Here is a 22714-nt window from a genome sequence, read left to right on the forward strand (position 1 = left end):
CGGGGTACGGCGGGGGCGGGGGTCGGGGCGGACACCGGCGGGTCAGTCCCGTCCGTGCCGCAGGGCCGGGTGGGCGCCCGCCGCCACCAGGTCGGAGACGGCGGTCTTCGGGTCGCGGCCGGTGACGAGGGACTCGCCGACCAGGACCGCGTCGGCGCCCGCGTTGGCGTAGGCGATGAGGTCGTGGGGGCCGCGGACACCGGACTCGGCGATCTTGACGATGCCGTCGGGGATCTCGGGGGCGACCCGCTCGAAGGTCGAACGGTCGACCTCCAGCGTCTTCAGGTTGCGCGCGTTGACACCGATGATCTTCGCGCCGGCGTCCACCGCGCGCTCGACCTCGTCCTCGTCGTGCACCTCGACCAGCGGCGTGAGTCCGATGGACTCGGCGCGCTCGATGAGGGACTCCAGGGCGGGCTGCTCCAGGGCCGCGACGATGAGCAGCGCCAGGTCGGCGCCGTACGCGCGGGCCTCCCACAGCTGGTACGACGTGACGATGAAGTCCTTGCGCAGCACCGGGATGTCCACGCGGGCGCGGACGGCCTCCAGGTCGGCGAGCGAGCCGCCGAAGCGGCGCTGTTCGGTGAGGACGGAGATGACGGCCGCGCCGCCCGCCTCGTAGTCGGCGGCCAGGGCCGCCGGGTCCGCGATCGCGGCGAGCGCGCCCTTGGACGGGCTGGAGCGCTTCACCTCGCAGATGACCTTGACACCGTCACCGCGCAGGGCGGCCACGCCGTCCTTGGCCGCCGGCGCCTTCGCCGCGCGCTCCTTGAGCTCGTCGAGGCTGACGCGCGCCTGCCGCTCCGCGAGGTCGGCACGGACTCCGTCGATGATCTCGTCGAGCACACTCACGCGAGCGGCCCCCTTCCCTGCGGTGGACGGTTGAAGCGGCCGGGCGGCCGACCCGGGTTCACCGTCCCTGACGGATAAGTCGGGTCACTGCGATGGTATCCGGAGGAAGGCGCAGCCCTCGCATCCGGTTGACGCCGGTCCCATTACCTGGACAGTCGTCGTTCGATCAAGGATGCAGCCAATCTCCGGACGGAAGGTTCCGGACAACGGTGAAGACCAGCGTCGACGCGCCCAGGCTCCACAGGTGGACGGGACCGAGGACGAACCCCGCCGGCCGGCCGCGTACCGCGCGGATCACCCAGACGGCCCACAGCACCGCGAGGACCAGGAAACCGCCGACGGCGAGCGCGTTGTCCGTGAGCGCCGTCGCGAGGTCGCCGTGCACGAGGGCGTGCGCGCTGCGCAGTCCGCCGCAGCCGGGGCAGTAGAGGCCCGTGAGGCGCAGCAGCGGGCAGACGGGGTAGTGGCCGGGCTGGTTGGGATCCACGGCCCCGACGTACGCGAAGGCTCCGGCGACGACCGCGAGCAGTCCGCCGGGAACGGCGAGCCGCCGCGGCACACCGGCGTCCGGCCCGACTCGCGTCGCCCTCCGGGTTTCGGCGTTCACGCGACGCATTCTGCCCCTCGCGCGGGCCGGGCGCTCGCCCGGGGACGCGGAAGGCGGCCCCGGCACGTTGCCGGGACCGCCTTCCGTGCAGCATCGGTGCGTCAGGCGTCGGCGCCCACGGTCGAGCGCGCCGTGTTGTTCGCGGGGTGCGGGGCGGCCTTCGGCTGGCCGAGGCCCATGCTCCGCATGATCAGGCCCACGACACCGCCGAGGACGACGACGACCATGCCGCCCCAGAAGCCCAGCGGTTCGGCCTTGACCATGAAGGCACCCGCGATGCAGAAACCGATGAAGGCGATGGTGACGCCGGTCCAGGCGGCCGGGGTGTGACCGTGGCTGCTGCCCGCCATGACTTGCTCCTCGTTGCTGTATGCGTGTGTGAGTCGGATGCTCGCCGTCCATTGTCCCGTACGCACGGGTCCGCCGTGAGCGGGGGGTCACCCGTCGCGCCCGGGTCCGGCCCGGTCGCGGCGGGGGAGCCTGGACGGGGTCTTCCGGGGCGAGGGTCCTAGGACGCGGCTGGGTCGGGGCCGGTGGGGTCCTCTCCGCGGTCGAGCGCCTTCCAGAGGTCCTCGGGGCGGTCCGGGTCGACCGGCGCGGCCTTGCGGGGCCGGGGCCTGCCGTCCCGCTCGTAGCGGCCGGACATCGCGGGCCACGAGCGGCCGTTGCGCAGTGCGAGCAGTCCGGCCAGCAGGATGAGCGCGCCGGCCGCCGCGGCCACGTACGGCCAGAGGGTGTGGCCGATCCCGGCGGCGGTGGCGGCGGTGTTGCCGGAGGCCGCGGCGGCCTGCTCGTCGAGGGCGGAGCTGTCGCTCGCGCCGAGGACGGAGGCGACGACGATGCCCGCGCCGGAGAGCGCGAGCAGCGCGGAGACCAGGAGGCGGCCGGAGCGGCGGACGGCGAAGACGGCGACGAGGGCGGCGAGACCGACTATCGCGAGCGCCGCGGGCACGCCCGTGACGTCGCTGCCCTTGACGGTCAGCGGGAAGTCGCCGCCCGCCACGGTCGCGGTCCCCCGCGCCCAGCTCTGCCGGGTGGCGAGCAGGGCGCCGGCCGCGCCGAGCGCGCCGCTCAGCAGGGTCACGGCAAGGCTGCGGCGGCCGGACCGGGGGCGTCCCGCGGCTTCGGATCGGGGGTGAGGTACAGCAGTCACAGACCCCACTATCGCCTGAACCCCGGGTGAAGCGTCATCCGGGGTTACGTGAGCCTCGTCCTATTCGGGCGCGGTTCGCGCGGGTCGTACGGCTCCGGGCGCTGCCGGGGCCGCCGACCGGGCACGGTCCGGGCGCCCACCGCCCGGCTGGTCCGCCGCCCGGCCGCGCGAGCCGGCCGACGGACCGGCCGGTCCGGCGGGCTAGCGGCCGAGGCGGTTCGCCGTGTGGACCGCGCGCAGTACCGCCGCCGCCTTGTTGCGGCACTCGTCGTCCTCCGCCGCCGGGACCGAGTCGGCGACGATGCCGGCGCCGGCCTGGACGTAGGCCGTGCCGTCGCGCAGCAGGGCCGTGCGGATGGCAATGGCGGTGTCGGAGTCGCCGGCGAAGTCGAGGTAGCCGACGCAGCCGCCGTACAGCCCGCGCCGGGACGGCTCCAGCTCGTCGATGATCTGCATCGCGCGCGGTTTGGGCGCGCCGGAGAGCGTTCCGGCGGGGAAGCAGGCGGTGAGCACGTCGAAGGCCGTACGGCCGGCGGCGACCTTGCCGGTCACCGTGGAGACGATGTGCATCACGTGCGAGTACCGCTCGATGGACATGAAGTCGACGACCTCGACGGAGCCGGGCTCGCAGACCCGTCCGAGGTCGTTGCGCCCGAGGTCGACGAGCATGAGGTGCTCGGCGCGCTCCTTGGGGTCGGCGAGCAGTTCGTCGGCGAGGGCCTGGTCGTCCTGGACGGTCGCGCCGCGCGGGCGGGTGCCCGCGATGGGGTGCACCATGGCCTGCCCGCCCTCGACCTTGACCAGGGCTTCCGGGGAGGAGCCGACGACGTCGAAGCCGTCGAAGCGGAACAGGTACATGTACGGCGAGGGGTTGGTCGCCCGCAGGACGCGGTAGACGTCCAACGCGCTGGCCGTGCAGGGGGTTTCGAAGCGCTGGGAGGGGACGACCTGGAAGGCCTCGCCGGCCCGGATGCGCTCCTTGATGTCCTCGACGGCCTCCTGGAAGTCGGGGCCGCCCCAGAGCGCGGTGTACTCGGGGAGTTCGGAGGGCGGGAGCGCGGCGGGCGGCTGGGACACCGCGCGCGAGAGGTCGGCCTCCATGGCGTCGAGGCGGGCGACGGCGTCCGCGTACGCCTCGTCGACGCCGGTGTCCAGGTCGTTGTGGTTGATGGCGTTGGCGATGAGCTGGACCGAGCCGTCCCAGTGGTCGAGGACGGCGAGGTCGCTGGTGAGCAGCATGGTCAGCTCGGGCAGGTTCAGGTCGTCCCGCTCGCCGGGGCCGATCTTCTCCAGGCGGCGCACGATGTCGTAGCCCAGGTAGCCGACCATGCCGCCGGTGAACGGGGGCAGTCCCTCGGTCCCCGGGGTGTGCAGCGCCTCGATGGTGGCGCGCAGGGCGGCGAGGGGGTCACCGTCCACGGGGACGCCGACGGGCGGGGTGCCGAGCCAGTGCGCCTGTCCGTCCCGCTCGGTGAGGGTCGCGGCGGAGCGGACGCCCACGAAGGAGTAGCGGGACCAGGACAGGGAGGTGCGGCCGTTCTCCGCGGATTCGAGCAGGAACGTGCCGGGGCGCTCGGCGGCCAGCTTGCGGTAGAGCGCGACTGGCGTGTCGCCGTCCGCGAGCAGTTTGCGGCTGACGGGGATGACACGGCGGTCGGTGGCCAGCTTGCGGAACGTCTCGAGGTCCATGGCGGCTGACCTTACTGATTCCGGGCCGGTGCGCCGGAATCGGCGCCCTCGGCCCCGCCGCCGGTGTCCTTCAGCAGCACGTCGGCGTCGAAGCAGGTGCGGGCACCTGTGTGGCAGGCGGCGCCGACCTGGTCGACGCGCACCAGCAGGGTGTCGGCGTCGCAGTCCAGGGCCACGGACCTGACGTGCTGGAAGTGGCCGGAGGTGTCGCCCTTGACCCAGTACTCCTGGCGGCTGCGCGACCAGTAGGTGCAGCGGCCGGTGGTGAGGGTGCGGTGCAGCGCCTCGTCGTCCATCCAGCCGAGCATCAGCACCTCACCGGTGTCGTACTGCTGGGCGATGGCGGGGAGGAGTCCGTCGGCGCTGCGCTTGAGGCGGGCGGCGATCTCGGGGTCCAGGCTGCTGGCGGGAGGCGTGCTGGTCATGGCTGCCATTGTGCCGCGCGGGGCCGTCCCGCCCGGCAGTTGTCCACAGGCCGGACCCCGCGTTCGTCCACGGGCACGGCCGGGCCCGGCGTGCCGCGCCCTCCACTGGGCGGGGCGACCGCCCGGTCGTAGGCTGGCTGGCATGTCGACCCATGCGAAGCGCGAACGGCTCCTCCTGGCCGATCTGTTGGAAGCCGTGGGACCGGATGCCCCGACCCTGTGCGAGGGCTGGAACAGCCGGGACCTCGCCGCGCACGTGGTGGTGCGCGAGCGGCGCCTCGACGCCGCCGGCGGTGTCGTCGTCAAACAGCTCGCGTCCCGGCTGGAGCGGGTGATGGCGGAGTTCACCGAGAAGCCGTACGAGGAGTTGGTCCAGCTCATCCGGACGGGACCGCCGCGGTTCTCGCCGTTCGCCCTGAAGCAGGTGGACGAGGCGTCGAACGTGGTGGAGTTCTACGTCCACACCGAGGACGTGCGGCGCGCGCAGCCGGACTGGACGCCGCGCGAGCTGGACGCGGTGTTCCAGGAGGCCCTGTGGTCGCGCCTGGACCGTACGGCCAGGCTGATGGGCCGGAGCGCTCCGACGGGTGTGGTCCTGCGTCGTCCGAACGGCCAGACGACGGTGCTGAACAAGGGGACGCCGGTGGTGACGGTGACCGGCGAGCCCTCGGAGCTGCTGCTGTTCGCGTTCGGCCGGCAGGACGTCGCGGACGTCGGGCTGGACGGCGACAAGGACGCCGTCGCCAGGCTCCACGAGGCCGGGCAGCTCGGGATCTGAGGACTCCCGGGGCCCGGAGGCCCAGGGCCTGTCCGACGGAACGGGGTGGGACGGAACGGGACCGGCCACCGGTCGGCGGGCGGTCCCCGTCCGGGGGGGGGCGGGACCGCCGGTCAGCGGGGCAGTTCGGCGCGTCGCAGGTCGCGTACGCACAGGGTGACGACCCCGCCGAGGCCGCACACGGCGGCGCTGGTGACGAAGACGGGACCGGTGCCCCACCAGCCGATCGCGGCGGCGGTCAACGGCATGCTGAGCGGCGCGAGCCCGAGGCTGACGATGCCCGTGACGGCACTGACCCGGCCCAGGTAGGCGGGGTCGGACTGGGTCTGGACCAGCGCCCCGCACAGGGCGCCGCTGAGTCCGGCGAGCAGCCCGACGAGGAGGGCGACGCCCACGGCTCCGGCGACGCCCGGCACGAAGGCGAGCGAGCCGATCGCCACGGAACCGCCCATGATGGCGACGGCGGCGACGATGCCCGCGCGCGGGAGCCGTCCGCGCAGGGTCAGCAGCAGCGCCGCGGCTCCCGCGCCGGTGCCGAACGCGGCGATCACCCAGCCCATCCCGGACGCGCCCCAGCCGCGCCGGTCGGCGAGCAGGGTCAGTCCGACGTTGAGCGGTCCCACGAAGCCGAGGTCGCCGACGGCGATGACGGCGACGAGCGGGGCGAGGACGCGGTGGCCGCGGATGTAGCGCAGACCGTCGCGGAGGTCGTGCCAGGCGGTGTGGCGGACCGGGTCCGCCTCGTCGCCGGGGGTGAGTTCCCGCACGCGTACGGAGATCAGCAGCGGCACCGACACGGCGATGAGCAGGCCGGCCAGCGCGAACGCCGTGGCGGCGCCGCCGAGGGCGACCGCGAGGCCGCCGAGCGGGGCGCCCAGCACACTGGCGGAGCGGATGGCCAGACCCCGCATGCCCTGCACCCGGGCGAGCTGGTCGCGGCCGGTGACCCGGGCGGGGAGCGCGCCCACGGCGGGCATGAACACGGCGTCGACGACGCCGAAGAGCACGGCGACCAGACCCAGCAGCCACAGCCCGGGGCTGGTCGCGAAGAGCAGTGCCGCGACGGCCAGCACGGTCGCGCAGCGCACCGCGTCGCTGCCGATGACGACCCTGCGCGGTCCGAACCGGTCGGCGAGCACTCCCCCGCCCAGCATCAGCAGGGCCCGCGGCACGGCGCTGACGGACATCACGAGCCCGGCCTGGGAGGGGCTGCCGGCCTGGACGGCGGCCCAGGACAACGCGATGTAGTAGACGTTGTCGCCGATCATCGACGAGGTGTAGGCGCCGAGCCAGCGCAGGACGTTGCCGTCGCGGTGGGCGGCCTTGCCGGGAGCGGGCGCGGTGGCCCGGGCGGGGCCGGGTACGACGGTCGCGGTCACGGTGCCGGGTCCTTTCGGGGCGGACGTGCTCTCGGGGTCAGACACGGAACGGGAATCCGTACAGGTGCACCGCGACGTTCTCGCGCCCTTCGGTGTCACCGGCCGCTTCGTGCGCGCGGCCCGCCTCGTCGTGCTTCCGGATGACGGCGAGCAGCTCCTCGTTGAGCTCGGCCAGTTCGGCCGGCGTCAGACGCAGGGTGGACTCGGAGTCGGAGGACGCGCCGCTCCACTCGGCGCCCCAGGCGTGCCGCTCGTCCAGATAGCGCCGGTAGAGGTCGGCGCGCTGGTCGACGAGGAGCCGGGCGAACGCGGTGTGGGCGGCGGACGTCTCCGGCGCGCTCCGGAAGTCCTCGTCGCGGACGCTCAGTCCTTCCGACGCGGGCTGCCACCAGCGCTCGCGGCCGTCCCCGCTGCGCGGTTCGGCCTCCTCGATCAGCCCGTGCTCGGCGAGCTTGCGCAGGTGGTAGCTGACGAGCGAGGGCGCCTCGTCGACCTGCTCCCCCAGTTGGGAGGCGGTGGCGGCGCCCGCGACGTGCAAGGCGCGGTAGAGCTGCATGCGCAGGGGATGGGCGATCGCCTTGAGCGCGCCCATGTCCGTGATCCGGCGGTTCTCCTTGCGTGTCATGACCCTCACGGTAGATGCGAAAGAAAAGTTGCGCAACAAAAATTGCGCAACTTGTCTTTCACGTCTGCCCGGCGGGTCACGGATCGAGCAGCGAGTGCGCCGCCAGGGCCAGCGACAGCTCGACGACGTCGGCCGGGCGGGTCAGGGAGCGGCCGGTGAGCTGTTCGCAGCGGCGCAGCCGGTTCAGGACGGTGTTGCGGTGGCAGTAGAGGCGGCCCGCGGCCCGCTGGGCGGAACCGTCGCAGGCGAGCCAGACGGTCAGCGTGTCGAGCATGACGTCCCGGTCGGACAGGTCCAGGCGCAGCAGCGGTCCGAGGACCCGCTCGGAGAGCGCCGCGCCGAGGACCGGCGCGGAGACGACGAGCGCCGCGGGCAGGTGCTCCTCCAGTACGACGGTCCCGCCGGAGCGCGGACAGGCCCGCAGCGCCGTGTCGGCCAGCCGGCGGGCGTCGCCGATCGCCGCCAGCCCCTCCACGACGGGGCTCACTCCGACCCGGGCCGCCGGCGGGGCGGTCAGCCGGCGGGCGATCTCCCCGGCGTCCACGTCGGGCCCGTGGGTCCCGGGGTGCTCACCACGCCGGCCGGGCACGCCGGCCGCGCCGTCCGGACCCGGCCCCGCCGCCGGGGCGGGGGCCGGCCCGGCGCCCGCGTCGAGGAGGCCGCCGTCGTGGCCGTGGCCTGTCCGGCCCTCGTCACGGGGGTGGTCGCCGAGCAGGACGATGCCGTGTCCGCCCTCGCCGTCGCGGTCCCGGTGCCAGAGGATCCGCAGGCCGGAGAGGCGCACCTGGCCGCGTACGTCCGCGAACGCCCGGCCGGCGGGCGGCCGGACCAGCACCACCGCGTACCGGCCCTGCTCGGGAAGCCCCAGGGCGGCCGCGGTGGCCGGCAGATCGGCGATCCGGGCGGTGCCGTCGAGGAGCGCGGCCGTCATCAGCCGCAGCCGGTTCTCCCTGCGCCACGCCAGCTCGCGCTCGGTCTGGCGGTAGGCCTCGGCGACCACGGCGCAGTGGTCGTCGACGAAGTTCCAGACGTCGGCGGCCACGTGGACGAGCAGACGGGCGTCGGAGGGATGGCGGCGGGTCGTCTCGTCGACGAGTTCCTGCCAGATCATGCCGCCGCCCAGCCGGAAGGCGCGCAGCAGGGCGTCCAGCGGGAGTCCGCGTTCGGCACGGGCCCTGCCGATGGCCCAGGAGCAGCGGTGGGCCGCCTCGCGCAGTTCACCGGGCTGGATCAGGGATCCGACGTTGAGCCGCAGCGAGCGCCGCACCTCGTCGCGGACGCTCTCCGCGTCCGTCTCCATGGCCGCCCGGTACGCCGGTTCACGCTCCACCAGGAGGTCCACCAGGCGTTCGGAGAGTTCGGGCAGCCCCGCGATCAGCGCCCGGGCGGCGCGGTGCAGCACCGAGAGCGCCTCCGCGTCGACGGCCGGGCGGGCGGGCGGGGCCGGGGGCCGGGGCCCCGGCCGGTACCGGACGTGGGCGGGTACGAGGTGCTGCATCGCTGTCCTCCACCGGGGTCGGCTCGGTCGGGCGGCCCGGCCGGCCGACGTGCGGCACACGGGTGCTCCGGACCTCCTGATCCCGCAGGATGACATACCGCCCGGTCGGTACCTAGGGGTGTGCGGTGGTCTTCTCGGCCCGGTCCACCAGACGGGACAGCTCGACGCGGGAGCGGACCCCCAGGGCGGCGAAGACATTGCGCAGGTGGTGGTCCACCGTGCGGGGGCTGACGGACAGGCGCAGCGCGACTTCTCGGTTGGTCGCCCCCTCGGCGACGCAGCGGGCGATCCGGAGCTGCTGGGGCGTCAGAAGCGTGAGCGGACCGGCCGGTCCGCCCGGTCCCGCGTCCCCGGTGGCCCGCAGTTCGGCTCTCGTCTGCGCGGCCCAGCCGAGTGCCCCGCCCCGCTCGAAGGACACCAGCGCGTCCCTCAGTCGGCCGCGCGCCTCACCGGGTCTGCGCCGCCGCCGCAGCCAGGCGCCGTAGAGGAGCTGGGTGCGGCCGCGTTCGAAGTCCCCCGTCGCCTCCTCGTGCCGGGCCAGCGCGGCGGCGAACAGCGCCTCGCACTCCTCGGGGCCGCTCAGCAGTGCCTGGCAGCGGGCCAGCTGGGCCCGGGCCTGGGGGTCCGGGCCCAGCTCGGACCAGCGGGCGAACGCGGCCACCGCCGACCGGGCGGCCTCCGTCTGCCCCGTACGGGCCGCCGCCTCCACGAAGCAGGGCACGGCGAGCATCCGCACCGCGAAGTGACCGCGGCGCGGGCCGGCGCCGACCAGGGGGCCGAGCCGGGCGGCGGCCTCGGGAAGCCGGCCGCGGGCCAGGTCGGCGCGGGCCCGCGCCCACTGCGACAGCGTGGCCGCCTGCGCGAGACCGTGGGCCGCGGCGACGCGTTCGGCCGCCCCGGCGTGCTCCGCGACGGCCTCCGGGGAACCCTCCACGGACGCCACCAGCGCGAGGATCGCGTGGTGGTGCGCCGCGAGGTTGCCCTGACCGGCGCCGAGGGCGGTGCGCAGGCCGTCCTCGGCGTGGGCGCGGGCCCGGGCGTGACGGCCCGCCCGCAGCTCTCCGTAGGCCAGCCGTTCCAGTGCCTGGGCGACCAGGACGTACGGGCCCCGGGCCCTGGCGACGGCGAGGGCCCGGGAGTTGGCGCGAGCGGCGGCGGCGAGGTCGCCGACGACGAGGGCGGCGTTCCCGGCACGCAGCAGGGTCTCCGGGCCGTCGAGGGCTCCTGGGGCCGCGCCGGCGCGGGCCACCACCTCCCGCAGCGGCCGCCGTCCGGTGTCCGGGCGGCCGTTCAGCACCGCGGACATCCCCGCCCGGTACGCCGCGAGCAGCGGGTCGGGGGCCGGCCGCGCCGGACCCTGGTCCAGGGCTTCCGCGCAGGCCGCCGCGTCCCCGGTCGCCCAGGACGCCTCGACGGCGGCGAGCCGGGCGGCCAGGGCTCCCCGCGCGTCGGCGGGAGCCAGCGACTCGGCGGCCAGCAGCAGCGTTTCGCGTGCGTCGGCGACCGGTCCGTCCTGGAGCGCGAGGAGCCCGCTCACCAGCTGGGCCGCGCCGCGCACGCTGCCGGGCGGCCCCTCGCATCCGGCCCGCGCGAGCAACTCCCTCGCCCGGTGCGGCAGTCCGGCGAGCCTGGCCTGGTCGGCGGCGTCGACCAGGCGGGCGGCGCGCGACTCCTCGTCGGCGGCGAGTTCGGCCGCCCGCGCCCAGGCCGCCGAGCGCTCCGCGTGCGTCGGTCCGCCGTCCGGCCGCTCCGCCGCCGCGGCGAGCGCGTCGCCGAGGTCCGGGGCGGGAGCGAGGACCGCCGAGGCCCGGTGGAAGAGAACGGGCAGGGCGCCCGGCCCCCCGGGGTGGGCATCGGCCAGCAGCCGGTGCGCCGCGCGCCGGCGGGCGGGCGGGACGGTGGCGTAGACGTTGCCGGCCGGGCCGGGACCGGCGAGGTGGACACGGCCTCCCGAGAGGCGGAGCAGCCCCGCCGCCTCGGCGGCGTCGAGGGCGTCCGCGGCGAGTCCGCCCGCCCCGGCCGCGCGGAGGACCACGGCGGCGTCCGCCCCGGCCCCCCGCGCGTCCCGCTCCCCCTCGGCCTCCACCAGCAGCAGCAGACCTGCCGCACCCTCCCCCAGGACACCTGCCCCCGGTCGCGGCCCGGGTCCCGCAGCAGATTCCGGAGCGGGTCCCGGGGGGAACGGCCCGCCCGGAGCGGGGGGCCGTTCCGGCTCGTCCGGTGTGGGGCGGACGAGCGACGGCAAGGAGCTCCGGGGCGCCGTCCGGGGGAGACTTCGCGCAGTCGCGTTTCCCGTCACGACCGTCACGTTACTTCCGCGTAAACGACGGCGGAAGCCCCGCGTTCGCTTGCGGCGACGCGTCCGGAAACGCCGTCTGACCTGGGCGGACAAGGCCCGCGTCGAGTCTGTGGCTGGGCAGGTTCCCAGGCCCGGCGGGCAAGGCTTGTGCACCCGCACAACCGGCGCCGCTCCCCCGGACACACAGGCGCCGCTCCCCCCGGATACGCAGATGCCGCTCCCCCGGACGCACGGATGACGGCCGCCGGGGAACGGCGGCCGTCACCCACGCACGGACCGGACCGTGCGGTGCGGGTCAGGAGGTGTGCGGGCAGTTGCCCCGGTACTCGGCGATCGTCAGGGACGCCTGCGGCAGCGGGCAGAGGAACTGCTCGTAGCGGGTGTCGTTGTCGATGAACCGCTTGAGCCACGAAATGCTGTACTTCGCGATCGTCGTGTTCGAGCTGTTGGGCGTGAAGTGGGTGGCGCCCCTGAGCTCCAGGTACGCCTTGTCGAGCGTGCTCGGCAGGGTCGCGTAGAAGGGCTGGGAGTGCGTGGCGACCGGTGCGATCGTGTCGCCGTCGGCGCCCACGACCAGGGTCGGCGTCTTGATCTCCGGCCAGGTGGTGTCCAGGTTCCAGCCGGTGAGCGGGATCGCCGCCTGGAGCGAGGGACGGCTCTTCGCGGCCTCCAGCGTGCCGCCGCCGCCCATCGAGTGGCCCATCACGCCGAGCCGGCTGCTGTCGATCCTGGTTCGCACGGAACTGCTCTGGGTCAGGTAGTCGAGCGCCGCCAGCAGTTGCCGGCCGCGGCTGTCGGGCTGGTCGAGGGTGGTGTTGGTGTCGATGGTGAACACCACGAACCCCTGGGAGGCGAGCCGGGGCCCGAGCCAGGCGATGGACGACTGGTAGGCGGTGTACCCGGGCGAGACGGCGATCGCCCCGAAGGTGCCGTCGGCGGTCGAGGTCGGGTAGTAGATGGTGCCTCCGCCGAAGCCGCTCACGGACAGGGCGGAGACGGAGGTGGTGGAGACGGCGTACGAACCACGGGACGCCTCGATGCTGGCGTTCGTGGGGGCGGGGCCGCGCTCGTACGGGTTCGCGGCGGCCTCCGCCGAGGCGGACCGTGCCCCGACGACGGCCTGCGCCCCGGTGGCCTGCGCGGCGACGAGGCCGCCCGCGGCCAGGAGCACCGCGAGGCCGGCCCGTACCAGACGGCTGGTGAGCCGGTGCGGCCTGCGGGGGGACGGTTCGGGTCCGACGGGGAGTGCGCGGTTCGGCTGTTGCACGGCGGGTGCGTCCTCTCGGTGGGGAGGGGGAGGACGGACCCGCGCCGCGGTCGAGGCGCCGCCCTGGCATGGGGTACCGGATGGCGTACGCCACGAAACGGCGGGGTCCGTCTCGGTGGTTGCGCTGGCAACTGTCCGCCCCGGACCCGTCCCGTACATCGGCAGAATCACCGGCCGTGCGGACGCCCCACGACATCCGCGCTCCGCGCCCCGGCTCCGCGCCCCGCTCCGCCTCCCCGGAACAGGGCTCCGCCGTCCGGCGGCGGACGGCCCTCTCCCGCCGGCGGGCGTCCCCGGCACACGACCACGCCCGCCCCGCGGGGCTGTGGCACGGACCGGGCCGCCCCGGCGAGACCGCGCCGCCCCGCGGAACACGGCCCACTCGCCCCACGGGACACCGTCCCGTCGCTCCCCGGGACGCGGCAACGGCCCGCACCCGGGCGGGGCGAAGGCCGCCCGGGTGCGGGCCGTGACGTGAGCCGTACCCGCCCGCGGCGGCCACCGGCGTGAACACCGACGGCGCGAAGGCCCCCGGCCAGGACCGTCAGCGGACGGGATGCCCCGCCCCGCGCAGGGTCTCCTTGACCTCGCCGATCCGCAGGTCGCCGAAGTGGAAGACGGACGCGGCCAGCACCGCGTCGGCGCCCGCCCCGACGGCCGGCGGGAAGTGGTCGAGCCGACCCGCGCCGCCGCTGGCGATCAGCGGGACGGTGACGTGCTTGCGTACGGCCTCGATCATCTCGATGTCGTAGCCGTCCTTCGTGCCGTCGGCGTCCATCGAGTTGAGCAGGATCTCGCCCGCGCCCAGCTCGGCGGCCCGGTGCGCCCACTCGACGGCGTCGATGCCGGTGCCCTTGCGTCCGCCGTGGGTGGTCACCTCGAAGGAGCCGCCCTCGGTCCTGCGCGCGTCCACCGACAGCACGAGCACCTGCCGCCCGAACCGCTCCGCGATCTCCCGGATGAGGTCGGGCCTGGCGATGGCGGCCGTGTTGACGCCGACCTTGTCGGCGCCGGCCCGCAGCAGCTTGTCGACGTCCTCGGCGGTGCGGACGCCGCCGCCGACCGTCAGCGGGATGAAGACCTGCTCGGCCGTGCGGCGCACCACGTCGTAGGTGGTCTCACGGTTGCCCGAGGACGCGGTGATGTCCAGGAACGTGAGCTCGTCGGCTCCCTCGGCGTCGTACACCTTCGCCATCTCGACGGGGTCGCCCGCGTCGCGCAGGTTCTGGAAGTTGACGCCCTTGACGACCCGGCCGTTGTCCACGTCCAGGCAGGGAATCACTCGGACCGCCAGGGTCATGACCGCTCTTCTCCCCGCTCCGTGTTCTGCGTCCGGAACGCCTCCACCTCGACCTCGACCACCAGCCGGGGGTCCACCAGACCCTCGACGATGATCATGGAGGCGGCGGGGCGGATGCCGTCGAACAGCGCCTTGTGGGCGCGGCCGACCTCCTCGACGTCCCGGGCATGGGTGATGTGCATATGGGTGCGGACGACGTCCTCACGGCTCAGGCCGATCCGCTCCAGGGCCGCGAACGCGACGCCGAAGGCGTTGACCGTCTGCTCGTAGGGGCCGCTTTCGACGACGTCGCCGTCGACGATCGAGCTGCAGCCGGACACCAGCACCAGGCCGTTCGGCAGCTCCACCGCGCGGGAGTACCCGAAGGTCTCCTCCGACGGCGAGCCGGTCGAAAGGCGGCGTACGGCGCTCACCGGGCTACCGCCGCCAGCGCCTCTTCCAGGGTGAACGCCTTGGCGTACAGGGCCTTGCCGACGATCGAGCCCTCGACGCCGAGCGGCACGAGTTCGGCGATGGCCCGCAGGTCGTCCAGCGACGACACCCCGCCGGAGGCGACCACCGGGCGGTCGGTCGCCGCGCACACGCCTCGCAGGAGCTCCAGGTTCGGGCCCTGGAGCGTGCCGTCCTTGGCGATGTCGGTGACCACGTAGCGGGCGCAGCCCTCGGAGTCCAGGCGGGCCAGCGTCTCGTAGAGGTCGCCGCCGTCGCGGGTCCAGCCGCGGCCGCGCAGCGTCGTGCCGCGGACGTCGAGGCCCACCGCGATCTTGTCGCCGTGCTCGGCGATGACCTTGGCGACCCAGTCGGGGGTCTCCAGGGCGGCGGTGCCGAGGTTGACGCGGGTGCAGCCGGTGGCGAGCGCGGCGGCGAGGGTGTCGTCGTCGCGGATGCCGCCGGACAGCTCGACCTTGATGTCCATCGCCTTGGTGACCTCGGCGATCAGCGCGCGGTTGTCGCCGGTGCCGAACGCGGCGTCCAGGTCGACGAGGTGCAGCCACTCGGCGCCGGCGCCCTGCCAGGCGAGGGCGGCCTCCAGCGGGGAGCCGTAGGAGGTCTCGGTCCCGGACTCGCCGTGCACGAGACGGACGGCCTGGGCGTCGCGGACATCGACGGCGGGGAGGAGTTCGAGCTTGCTCACAGTGTTCCGATCCAGTTGGAGAGGAGCTGGGCTCCGGCGTCGCCGGACTTCTCGGGGTGGAACTGGGTGGCCCACAGGGCGCCGTTCTCGACGGCCGCCACGAAGGGCTTGCCGTGCGTGGACCAGGTCACCAGGGGGGCGCGCAGCAGCGGGTTGCCGACCTCCAGCGACCAGTCGTGGACGGCGTAGGAGTGGACGAAGTAGAACCGCGCGTCGGCGTCGAGGCCGGCGAACGCCTCCGAGCCCTCCGGGCTCTCGACGGTGTTCCAGCCCATGTGGGGCACGACGTCGGCCTCCAGGGGGCCGACCGTGCCCGGCCACTCGTCGAGGCCCTCGGTCTCCACGCCGTGCTCGATGCCGCGGGTGAAGAGGATCTGCATGCCGACGCAGATGCCCATGACGGGGCGTCCGCCGGACAGCCGGCGGCCGATGATCCAGTCGCCGCGCGCCTCCTTGAGGCCCTGCATGCAGGCGGCGAAGGCGCCGACGCCCGGCACCAGCAGTCCGTCCGCGTTCATCGCGGTGTCGAAGTCACGGGTGATCTCGACGTCGGCGCCCGCGCGGGCGAGGGCGCGCTCGGCGGACCGTACGTTCCCGAAGCCGTAGTCGAAGACGACGACCTTCCTGGACGCGCTCAACTCCACACCTCCAGCCTCATGACGCCCGCGACGAGACACATCGCGGCACCGATGGAGAGCAGCACGACGAGGCTCTTCGGCATGTCCTGCTTGACGAAGGAGTAGATCCCTCCGGCGAGGAAGAGACCGACGACGATGAGAACGGTGGAAAGGCCTGTCACAGTGCGCCCTTGGTCGAGGGGAGGATGCCGGCTGCGCGCGGGTCGCGCTCGGAGGCGTAACGCAGGGCCCGGGCCAGTGCCTTGAACTGGCACTCCACGATGTGGTGCGCGTTGCGTCCGTAGGGGACGTGCACGTGCAGGGCGATCTGGGCCTGGGCGACGAAGGACTCCAGGATGTGCCGGGTCATCGTCGTGTCGTACTCGCCGATCATCGGCGCCATCTTCTCGGGCTCGGTGTGCACGAGGTAGGGGCGGCCGGACAGGTCGACGGTCACCTGGGCGAGCGACTCGTCCAGGGGGACGGTGCAGTTGCCGAAGCGGTAGATGCCGACCTTGTCGCCGAGGGCCTGCCGGAAGGCGGCGCCGAGGGCGAGGGCGGTGTCCTCGATGGTGTGGTGCGAGTCGATGTGCAGGTCGCCCTCGGTCTTCACGGTGAGGTCGAACAGACCGTGCCGGCCGAGCTGGTCGAGCATGTGGTCGTAGAAGCCGACGCCGGTCGACACGTCGACCTTGCCGGATCCGTCGAGATCGATCTCGACGAGGACCGACGTCTCCTTCGTCACCCGCTCCACGCGTCCTACGCGGTTCATGCGCTCTGCTCCTTCGGGGTTGCGGGGCCGTCGCCCGCAGAGCCCAGTAGTTCACGTACCGCGTCGAGGAACGCGTCGTTCTCCTTCGGGGTTCCGGCGGAGACCCGGAGCCACCCCGGTACGCCGTTGTCCCGGACCAGCACGCCCTGGTCGAGGATCCTCTGCCAGGCCGCGCGGGTGTCGGCGAACCGTCCGAACTGTACGAAGTTCGCGTCCGACTCGGTCACCTCGCAGCCCATCGCGCGCAGTTCGGTGACCAGCCGGTCCCGTTCGGCCTTGAGCTGCTCCACGTACCCGAGGAGGGTGTCGGTGTGCTCCAGGGCCGCCAGCGCGGTCGCCTGGGTCACGGCCGACAGGTGGTAGGGCAGCCGGACGAGCTGGACGGCGTCCACGACCGCCGGGTGGGCGGCGAGGTAGCCGAGGCGCAGTCCGGCCGCGCCGAAGGCCTTCGACATCGTCCGGGAGACGACGAGATTCGGCCGTCCTTCGAGCAGGGGCAGCAGCGAGTCGCCGTGGCTGAACTCGACGTAGGCCTCGTCGACCACGACCATGGACGGCTTCGCCGCCTGCGCGGCCTCGTAGAGCGCGAGGACCGTCCCGGGCGGGACCGCGTTGCCCGTGGGGTTGTTGGGGGTGGTGACGAAGACGACGTCGGGCCGGTTCTCGGCGATCGCGCGTTCGGCGGCGGGGAGGTCGATGGTGAAGTCCTCGCCGCGGGGGCCCGAGATCCAGGCCGTGCCCGTGCCGCGCGCGATGAGCGCGTGCATCGAGTACGACGGCTCGAAGCCGATCGCGCTGCGGCCGGGTCCGCCGAAGGTCTGGAGCAGTTGCTGGATGACCTCGTTGGAGCCGTTGGCGGCCCAGACGTTCTCGACGCCGACCGGGTGCCCGCCGGTCTTCGTCAGATAGGCGGCCAGCCCGGTGCGCAGTTCGACCGCGTCCCGGTCGGGGTAGCGGTTGAGACCGCGGGCGGCCTCGCGGACCCGCTCCGCGATGCGCTCGACGAGCGGCTCGGGCAGCGGGTACGGGTTCTCGTTGGTGTTCAGGCGTACGGGGACGTCGAGCTGGGGCGCGCCGTAGGGCGTCTTGCCGCGCAGTTCGTCCCGTACGGGGAGATCGTCGATGCCGGTCACTTGCCCTCGGGTACCTTCCAGCCGCGCGACATTTGTTCGTCTCCGACGAACCTTGCCTTGACCGCCGCGCCGTGCGCGGGCAGGTCCTCCGCCTCCGCCAGGGTCACCACGTGGTGGGCGACGTCGGCGAGCGCGTCCTTCGTGTAGTCCACGATGTGGATGCCGCGCAGGAAGGACTGCACGGACAGGCCCGAGGAGTGGCAGGCGCAGCCGCCGGTCGGCAGGACGTGGTTGGAGCCCGCCGCGTAGTCGCCGAGCGAGACGGGGGCCCAGGGGCCGACGAAGATCGCCCCGGCGTTCCTGACCCGGTCGGCGACCGCTGCGGCGTCCGCGGTCTGGATCTCCAGGTGCTCGGCGCCGTAGGCGTCGACGACCTTGAGGCCGGCCTCGACGTCGTCGACGAGGACGATCGCGGACTGCCGTCCGGACAGGGCCGGGACGATCCGGTCGCCGATGTGCTTGGTGGCCGCGATCTGCGGCTCCAGCTCCTTCTCGACCGCGTCCGCGAGGGCGGGCGAGTCGGTGACCAGGACGGCGGCGGCGAGCGGGTCGTGCTCGGCCTGGCTGATCAGGTCGGCGGCGATGTGCGCCGGGTCGGCGGTGTCGTCCGCGAGGACCGCGATCTCGGTCGGGCCGGCCTCGGCGTCGATGCCGATCCGGCCGGTGAAGTAGCGCTTGGCCGCGGCGACCCAGATGTTGCCGGGGCCGGTGACCATGCCGGCGGCGGGGCAGGACTCGGTGCCGTGCGCGAACATCGCGACGGCCGTGGCGCCGCCGGCCGCGTACACCTCGTCGATGCCCAGCAGCGCGCAGGCGGCGAGGATCGTCGGGTGCGGCAGTCCGCCGAACTCCTTCTGCGCCGGGGACGCCAGCGCCATGGAGGGGACGCCCGCCTCCTGCGCCGGGACGGCGTTCATGATCACGGACGAGGGGTACACCGAGCGGCCGCCGGGCGCGTACAGCCCGACCCGGTCGACCGGCACCCACTTCTCGGTGACCGAACCGCCGGGCACGACCTGGGTGGTGTGCGTCGTACGGCGCTGTTCGCGGTGGACGAGACGGGTGCGGCGGATGGACTCCTCCAGGGCCGCGCGCACGTCCGGGTCGAGCTGTTCCAGGGCGTCGGCGAGGGCCTGGGCCGGGACGCGCACGGACTCCAGCCGTACTCCGTCGAACTTCTCCGCGTAGTCGATCAGCGCCGCGTCGCCCCGATGATGCACGGCCTCGCAGATCGGCCGCACCTTCTCCAGGGCGGCCGAGACGTCGAAGTCGGCTCGGGGCAGCAGGTCGCGCAGGGCGGGGCCCTCGGGGAGGGCGTCGCCGCGCAGATCGATTCGGGCCATCGGGGAATATCGCAGCACGTACTCAATTCTCTCAGACGGCGGCGGGGCGTCGGCCGCCCGTATCAGTGGCTGATACGGGCCGGTGCCGATTCCGGCGGAAGATCCCCTTCACCAGGAGCGTTCGGACGGTCACTGAGCGGGCATTGCACGGACGTACGAACCCGAGAGCGGGCCGGGGAGGAAGTGACGTGCCGTGACCGAGGGTGCCGACCCGCGCGCCGGGGACCTTCCGGACGAGCTGACCGCCGCCGAGGCGGGGATGTGGCAGTCCTTCCGCAACGGCAGCGCGTACGACCTGCGCAGCGGGGACACGGCCGTCGACGATCCGCACGGCGGCCATCCCTGGGGGTCCGAGCGCAGTGTCCGGGCCCGGATCGTGGCCTGGCTGCTGCTCGACGGGCCGCCCGCCCTCCAGGGCCGGGTCGCCTCCCTGAAGCTGACCGGCGTGCGGATCACCGGTGTGCTCGACCTCGCGGGCGGCACGGTGGTGCCGTACGTGGAGCTGAAGGGGTGCAGGTTCGAGAAGGAGGTGCTGCTGCCGGAGTCCCGGTTCACGACGCTGCGGCTGGTGGACTGCTCGGTGCCCCGGCTGGAGGCGGCCCGGCTGCACACCGAGGGCGATCTGCACCTGCCGCGCTGCCGCTTCCACAACGGGGTGCGGCTGACCGACGCGCACATCGGCACGGATCTGCTGCTCAACCAGGCGGTCGTCCACCGGGACCGGCGGGGGCGTTCGATCACCGGCGACGGCATGACCGTCGGGCAGGACCTCCAGGCCGAGATGCTGGAGTCGCACGGCGAACTGAGTCTGCGCGGCGCGACCGTCGGCGTGTCGCTGAGCCTGCGGGGCAGCAGGCTCGGCGACCCCTGCGCCCGGCTCGCCCTCAACGCCCCCCAGCTCACCGTCAACCGCACGCTCTACATGACCCCCGCGGGCCTCGGCAATCCGCTGATGACCAGCGGCGTCACACCCGCGCGCGGCACCCTGGTGCAGCGGTTCGAGTGCCAGGGCGGGATCCGGCTGGACGACGGGCGCTTCGGCGACGCGGTCGACTTCGACCGGGCCCTCTTCACCTTCACCGACGACCAGGAGCTGTCGCTGCTGCGGGTCCAGACCCCCGAGCTGCGCTTCCTCGGCGAGCGGCCCGAGCACGGCAAGGTGGTGCTGTCCGGCGCGCGGATCGTCAACCTGGTCGACCGGGCGTCCAGCTGGCCGGGTCCCGGCAGCCTGCACATGGGCGGTTTCACGTACGAGAACCTGGTCCCGCAGGGCGCCTTCCCGCTGGCCCGGCGCCTGGAGTGGGTGGCGGCGGCCACCGCCGAGTACGCCCCGGAGCCGTACGAGCGCCTCGCGGCCGTGCTGCGCGACTCCGGTGAGGACGAGGACGCGCGGGAGGTGCTGCTCGCCAAGCAGCGCCGCCGCCGCGAGACCCTGCCGCCGGCGGCCAAGCTCTGGGGCTACGCGCAGGACTGGACGGTCGCCTACGGGTACCGCCCCGGCCGGGCCGCGCTGTGGATGGCGGTGCTGTGGGCGGCGGCGTCGATCGCCTTCGCGCACGCCGGCCACCGGCCGGTCGACAACGGCGGGAGCCCCGCGTGGAACGCCTCGCTCTACGCCCTGGACCTGCTGCTGCCGGTCATCGACCTGGGCCAGGCCGGTTTCTGGCAACTGCGCGGCGGCTGGCAGTGGCTGGCCGCGGTGGTGGTCCTCCTCGGCTGGATCCTGGCGACGACGGTGGCCGCCGGCGCGACCCGGCTGCTGCGCCGCGGCTGACCCCTGCCACCCGGCCCCGGGCCGCCGGACCGCGGCCGGGACCGGGACCGCGGCCGGGGCCGGGGCCGGACGCCACCCGGCCGCCGCACAGGGATCACGCGCGCTTCACGCGACCGCTCCACACGGTCTTCGCGCTCCGGGAGCGAGCCGCTCCTTTACTCGTCCTTGACCCGGCGGCGCACAACCAAACGGCTTTACGAAAGCGTCACCAAGCGCCTCTGGCACAGCTCCGACCTGCGGTTTTCAATGGGCGTCACCATGGCACTACTGAGCGCGCTCCTCCGTACCACCCGGACGGCACGGCACACCTCACGCCTCGCCGCCGGACTGCCGGCCGACGAGGAGGTGCTGCTCGACGCGCCGGACCACCGGCTGGCGCCCGCGCTCGTCGCCGCGGCCCGCGGCGAGTACGCCCCCGCGGCCGAACTGCTGGCCGCCACCCGCGCGTCCGCCGAGTGGGAGGACCGCGACCGGTACGCCGTACGCCTCGCCGCGTTCGCGCGCTCCCGCGACACCTGGCTCGGGCGGTGGCGGGCCGAGGCCCCGAACGACCCGGACGTCCTCCTCGTCGGGGCCGAACTGGCCGTCCGCCGCGGCTGGGAGTCGCCCGCACGGGTGGAACTGCTGCGTGAGGTCACCCCGCTGATCATGTCCGCCGCCGAGGGCGATCCGCGCGACCCGGTGCCGTGGCGGATCGCGCTCGACCACGCCCGCGGCAGCGCTGTCGGGCACACCGGGTTCGAGCGGCTCTGGGCCCAGGCCGTCCGGCGCTCCCCGCACCACTACGGCTGTCACGTGGCCGCCCTCCGGTACCTGTCCGCCGCCTGGCACGGCTCGCACGGCGAGTGCTTCGACTTCGCCGAGCCCGCCGCGCAGGACGCCCTGCCGGGCTCCCTCGTCCAGGCCCTGCCGGTGCGCGCGGCCTTCGCCTACCTGACCGAGGGCGGCGGTCCCGAGGTGCCGCGCGAGCGCCTGGACTCCGCCGCCGACCTCGCGATCTCGGTGTCCGCGGCCTACGCCGCCGCCGACCCGTGGCCCGCCGAGGTGCGCAACCTGCTGGCGTACGTCCTGGTCCGGCTGGAGCGCTGGCAGGACGCCCTGGAGCAGGTGCGCCTCATCGGCCCGTACGTGACCTCGTTCCCCTGGGCCGAGGCCTCCGACGACCCGCTCGGCCGGTACCTGGAGCTGCGCGACGAAGTCCGCGTGCGGGCCGCCTCGGGGCTTTCGCCGCGGGGCCGGGGCCCCCGCCGGGTCCCACGGATCGGGTACGGCGGACTCCTCCGCTCCGTCGACCATTAGGCTTTCCCGTCGTGACCACCGTCCGGCTCCCGCTCTTCCCCCTGAACTCGGTGCTGTTCCCCGGGCTCGTGCTTCCTCTGAACGTGTTCGAGGAGCGCTATCGCGCCATGATGCGCGATCTGCTCAAGACGCCCGAGGACGAACCCCGCCGATTCGCCGTCGTCGCCATCCGCGACGGCCATGAGGTCTCGCCCAGCGCTCCCGGCATGCCCGACGCGACCGCCGTGACGGACCGCGGGCCCGCCGCCGGGTTCGGGGACGACCCGCTCGCCGCCTTCCACGAGGTGGGCTGTGTCGCGGACGCGGCGACCATCAGGGAGCGCGCCGACGGCAGCTTCGAGGTGCTGGCGACCGGCACGACACGGGTGCGACTGCTGTCGGTGGACGCCTCCGGGGCGTTCCTGACGGCCGAGCTCGAGGAACTGCCGGAGGACCCGGGCGACGGGGCGGGCGCGCTCGCCGAGGGCGTCCTGCGCGCCTTCAGGCAGTACCAGAAGCGGCTGGCCGGAGCGCGCGAGCGCTCGCTGTCGACCGGCGCAGACCTGCCGGACGAGCCGGCGGTCGTCTCCTACCTCGTCGCCGCCGCCGTGATGCTGGACGTCCCGGCCCGGCAGCGGCTGCTCCAGGCCCTCGACACGGCCTCCCGGCTGCGCGAGGAACTGAAGGTGCTGCGCGCGGAGACGGCCATCATCCGTAATCTGCCGTCGTTGCCCGCGTCGGACCTGACGCGCGGCCCGACGAGCCTGAACTGACGCCTGCGGGAGGACCG

At 74.2% G+C, this 22714-nt stretch carries 23 protein-coding genes; 4 read left to right on the forward strand and 19 right to left on the reverse strand.

Features of this window, described 5'->3' with window-relative positions:
- Positions 1-42: 42 nt before the first annotated feature.
- The 6 genes from trpC to hisI all read right to left on the reverse strand — a co-directional run bounded on the left by trpC (position 43) and on the right by hisI (position 4726).
- Positions 43-852: an indole-3-glycerol phosphate synthase TrpC gene (trpC, locus tag ACFW6B_RS15075; protein WP_386595884.1), complete on the reverse strand. Its 810-nt coding sequence runs from the start codon at positions 850-852 to the stop codon at positions 43-45.
- A 166-nt stretch (positions 853-1018) separates the two neighbouring features.
- Entirely contained in the window at positions 1019-1468 is a 450-nt protein-coding gene (locus ACFW6B_RS15080) for a DUF2752 domain-containing protein (protein WP_386595886.1), read from the reverse strand.
- A gap of 92 nt (positions 1469-1560) precedes the next feature.
- Positions 1561-1809, reverse strand: a complete 249-nt coding sequence (locus ACFW6B_RS15085; RefSeq protein WP_386595888.1) for an HGxxPAAW family protein — start codon at positions 1807-1809, stop codon at positions 1561-1563.
- A 158-nt stretch (positions 1810-1967) separates the two neighbouring features.
- The gene (locus ACFW6B_RS15090; RefSeq protein WP_386595890.1) at positions 1968-2621 is read right to left on the reverse strand and encodes a TIGR02234 family membrane protein; all 654 of its coding nucleotides are present in this window, start codon (positions 2619-2621) and stop codon (positions 1968-1970) included.
- Positions 2622-2813: 192 nt separating this feature from the next.
- Entirely contained in the window at positions 2814-4301 is a 1488-nt protein-coding gene (locus ACFW6B_RS15095; RefSeq protein ID WP_386595892.1) for an anthranilate synthase component I, read from the reverse strand.
- Between the two features lie 11 nt (positions 4302-4312).
- On the reverse strand, positions 4313-4726 hold the full coding sequence (hisI, locus tag ACFW6B_RS15100) for a phosphoribosyl-AMP cyclohydrolase (protein ID WP_386595894.1): 414 nt from the start codon (positions 4724-4726) through the stop codon (positions 4313-4315).
- 142 nt (positions 4727-4868) lie between these two features.
- Here hisI and ACFW6B_RS15105 point away from each other — a divergent pair, with 142 nt between their 5' ends.
- Positions 4869-5504 carry a TIGR03085 family metal-binding protein gene (locus tag ACFW6B_RS15105; RefSeq protein WP_386595896.1) on the forward strand — a complete coding sequence of 212 codons (636 nt, stop codon included), beginning with the start codon at positions 4869-4871 and terminating at the stop codon, positions 5502-5504.
- Between the two features lie 113 nt (positions 5505-5617).
- On the opposite strand, the gene ACFW6B_RS15110 is transcribed toward ACFW6B_RS15105, so the two are convergent.
- The 13 genes from ACFW6B_RS15110 to hisD all read right to left on the reverse strand — a co-directional run bounded on the left by ACFW6B_RS15110 (position 5618) and on the right by hisD (position 18872).
- Positions 5618-6883 carry an MFS transporter gene (locus tag ACFW6B_RS15110; protein ID WP_386595898.1) on the reverse strand — a complete coding sequence of 422 codons (1266 nt, stop codon included), beginning with the start codon at positions 6881-6883 and terminating at the stop codon, positions 5618-5620.
- 37 nt (positions 6884-6920) lie between these two features.
- A complete protein-coding gene (locus ACFW6B_RS15115) occupies positions 6921-7508 on the reverse strand; it encodes an ArsR/SmtB family transcription factor (protein ID WP_386595900.1) in 588 nt (195 codons plus the stop codon).
- Positions 7509-7584: 76 nt separating this feature from the next.
- Positions 7585-9006 (reverse strand): PucR family transcriptional regulator, encoded by a 1422-nt coding sequence (locus ACFW6B_RS15120; RefSeq protein WP_386595901.1) that lies wholly within the window; start codon positions 9004-9006, stop codon positions 7585-7587.
- Positions 9007-9118: 112 nt separating this feature from the next.
- Positions 9119-11092, reverse strand: coding sequence for a LuxR C-terminal-related transcriptional regulator (locus tag ACFW6B_RS15125; protein WP_386595903.1), 1974 nt, complete (start codon positions 11090-11092; stop codon positions 9119-9121).
- A gap of 508 nt (positions 11093-11600) precedes the next feature.
- The gene (locus tag ACFW6B_RS15130; protein WP_386595905.1) at positions 11601-12572 is read right to left on the reverse strand and encodes an alpha/beta hydrolase family protein; all 972 of its coding nucleotides are present in this window, start codon (positions 12570-12572) and stop codon (positions 11601-11603) included.
- A 544-nt stretch (positions 12573-13116) separates the two neighbouring features.
- Positions 13117-13872 carry an imidazole glycerol phosphate synthase subunit HisF gene (gene hisF / locus ACFW6B_RS15135; RefSeq protein WP_386595907.1) on the reverse strand — a complete coding sequence of 252 codons (756 nt, stop codon included), beginning with the start codon at positions 13870-13872 and terminating at the stop codon, positions 13117-13119.
- On the reverse strand, positions 13869-14285 hold the full coding sequence (locus tag ACFW6B_RS15140) for a RidA family protein (protein ID WP_386595909.1): 417 nt from the start codon (positions 14283-14285) through the stop codon (positions 13869-13871). The genes hisF and ACFW6B_RS15140 overlap by 4 nt, the downstream gene beginning before the upstream one ends.
- Positions 14282-15007, reverse strand: a complete 726-nt coding sequence (priA, locus tag ACFW6B_RS15145) for a bifunctional 1-(5-phosphoribosyl)-5-((5-phosphoribosylamino)methylideneamino)imidazole-4-carboxamide isomerase/phosphoribosylanthranilate isomerase PriA (protein ID WP_386595911.1) — start codon at positions 15005-15007, stop codon at positions 14282-14284. The genes ACFW6B_RS15140 and priA overlap by 4 nt, the downstream gene beginning before the upstream one ends.
- Positions 15004-15651, reverse strand: a complete 648-nt coding sequence (gene hisH, locus ACFW6B_RS15150) for an imidazole glycerol phosphate synthase subunit HisH (protein ID WP_386595913.1) — start codon at positions 15649-15651, stop codon at positions 15004-15006. The genes priA and hisH overlap by 4 nt, the downstream gene beginning before the upstream one ends.
- Positions 15642-15806 (reverse strand): hypothetical protein, encoded by a 165-nt coding sequence (locus tag ACFW6B_RS15155; RefSeq protein WP_386595915.1) that lies wholly within the window; start codon positions 15804-15806, stop codon positions 15642-15644. The genes hisH and ACFW6B_RS15155 overlap by 10 nt, the downstream gene beginning before the upstream one ends.
- A complete protein-coding gene (gene hisB / locus ACFW6B_RS15160) occupies positions 15803-16396 on the reverse strand; it encodes an imidazoleglycerol-phosphate dehydratase HisB (RefSeq protein ID WP_386595916.1) in 594 nt (197 codons plus the stop codon). The genes ACFW6B_RS15155 and hisB overlap by 4 nt, the downstream gene beginning before the upstream one ends.
- Entirely contained in the window at positions 16393-17529 is a 1137-nt protein-coding gene (locus ACFW6B_RS15165) for a histidinol-phosphate transaminase (RefSeq protein ID WP_386595918.1), read from the reverse strand. Before ACFW6B_RS15165 ends, hisB begins: the two co-directional genes overlap by 4 nt.
- Positions 17526-18872, reverse strand: a complete 1347-nt coding sequence (gene hisD / locus ACFW6B_RS15170; protein WP_386595920.1) for a histidinol dehydrogenase — start codon at positions 18870-18872, stop codon at positions 17526-17528. The genes ACFW6B_RS15165 and hisD overlap by 4 nt, the downstream gene beginning before the upstream one ends.
- Before the next feature lie 193 nt (positions 18873-19065).
- On the opposite strand from hisD, the gene ACFW6B_RS15175 reads away from it, so the two are divergent.
- The 3 genes from ACFW6B_RS15175 to ACFW6B_RS15185 all read left to right on the forward strand — a co-directional run bounded on the left by ACFW6B_RS15175 (position 19066) and on the right by ACFW6B_RS15185 (position 22697).
- Positions 19066-20646 carry an oxidoreductase gene (locus ACFW6B_RS15175; protein WP_386595922.1) on the forward strand — a complete coding sequence of 527 codons (1581 nt, stop codon included), beginning with the start codon at positions 19066-19068 and terminating at the stop codon, positions 20644-20646.
- Positions 20647-20904: 258 nt separating this feature from the next.
- Positions 20905-21945, forward strand: a complete 1041-nt coding sequence (locus ACFW6B_RS15180; RefSeq protein ID WP_386595923.1) for a hypothetical protein — start codon at positions 20905-20907, stop codon at positions 21943-21945.
- 11 nt (positions 21946-21956) lie between these two features.
- Positions 21957-22697 carry an LON peptidase substrate-binding domain-containing protein gene (locus tag ACFW6B_RS15185; protein ID WP_386595924.1) on the forward strand — a complete coding sequence of 247 codons (741 nt, stop codon included), beginning with the start codon at positions 21957-21959 and terminating at the stop codon, positions 22695-22697.
- The last annotated feature ends 17 nt before the right edge of the window (positions 22698-22714 follow it).

The sequence above is a fragment of the Streptomyces sp. NPDC058751 genome (assembly GCF_042746485.1).
Classification (GTDB): domain Bacteria; phylum Actinomycetota; class Actinomycetes; order Streptomycetales; family Streptomycetaceae; genus Streptomyces.

Excerpts from the sequence above, each read along its gene's own strand:
- ACFW6B_RS15105 (WP_386595896.1), top strand. The coding sequence starts at position 4,869 with ATGTCGACCCATGCGAAGCGCGAACGGCTCCTCCTGGCCGATCTGTTG.
- ACFW6B_RS15095 (WP_386595892.1), bottom strand. The coding sequence starts at position 4,301 with ATGGACCTCGAGACGTTCCGCAAGCTGGCCACCGACCGCCGTGTCATC.
- ACFW6B_RS15085 (WP_386595888.1), bottom strand. The coding sequence starts at position 1,809 with ATGGCGGGCAGCAGCCACGGTCACACCCCGGCCGCCTGGACCGGCGTC.
- hisF (WP_386595907.1), bottom strand. The coding sequence starts at position 13,872 with ATGACCCTGGCGGTCCGAGTGATTCCCTGCCTGGACGTGGACAACGGC.
- hisI (WP_386595894.1), bottom strand. The coding sequence starts at position 4,726 with ATGACCAGCACGCCTCCCGCCAGCAGCCTGGACCCCGAGATCGCCGCC.
- ACFW6B_RS15180 (WP_386595923.1), top strand. The coding sequence starts at position 20,905 with ATGGCACTACTGAGCGCGCTCCTCCGTACCACCCGGACGGCACGGCAC.
- ACFW6B_RS15080 (WP_386595886.1), bottom strand. The coding sequence starts at position 1,468 with ATGCGTCGCGTGAACGCCGAAACCCGGAGGGCGACGCGAGTCGGGCCG.
- ACFW6B_RS15120 (WP_386595901.1), bottom strand. The coding sequence starts at position 9,006 with ATGCAGCACCTCGTACCCGCCCACGTCCGGTACCGGCCGGGGCCCCGG.
- hisB (WP_386595916.1), bottom strand. The coding sequence starts at position 16,396 with ATGAACCGCGTAGGACGCGTGGAGCGGGTGACGAAGGAGACGTCGGTC.
- hisD (WP_386595920.1), bottom strand. The coding sequence starts at position 18,872 with ATGGCCCGAATCGATCTGCGCGGCGACGCCCTCCCCGAGGGCCCCGCC.
- ACFW6B_RS15115 (WP_386595900.1), bottom strand. The coding sequence starts at position 7,508 with ATGACACGCAAGGAGAACCGCCGGATCACGGACATGGGCGCGCTCAAG.